The organism is Mesorhizobium sp. M2E.F.Ca.ET.209.01.1.1, assembly GCF_004010375.2.
Classification (GTDB): Bacteria; Pseudomonadota; Alphaproteobacteria; order Rhizobiales; family Rhizobiaceae; genus Mesorhizobium.
Map to the genome: position 1 here is coordinate 1 of NZ_SADP02000872.1, position 314 is coordinate 314.

Genomic DNA, 314 nt, shown 5'->3' on the forward strand with positions numbered 1-314 from the left:
CGGCGCTTGGGTTTCAAGCGAAGGAGATCCTTTCCACTGCTCTATCCGGCTAGCTCCTATCGCAGCAACACCCTGCGGCGTCGCCTCACGGTCGATCCACCGGACGACAGCTGGAGGCTCTCCAATTCCTTCAAGCACTCCCGCAAGAACCCGGCATCCTGCGATGTCTTGGCCATCGACATGGCGCCGGAATAGGCGGCGACGGCAACCATCGCAAACTGCCGGGGGTCCGTGCCTTGCTCCCTGCCCTCCTGCTGGTCGGCGCTGATCTTGTCGGCGATCGCCTGCCGCCATGCAGCGAAGATGCCGGCAAG

At 63.7% G+C, this 314-nt stretch carries 1 pseudogene; it reads right to left on the bottom strand.

The features are described 5' to 3' along the window. Positions 1-56 precede the first annotated feature (56 nt). A pseudogene (locus EN852_RS38285) lies at positions 57-314 on the bottom strand (TetR/AcrR family transcriptional regulator); the annotation flags it as partial.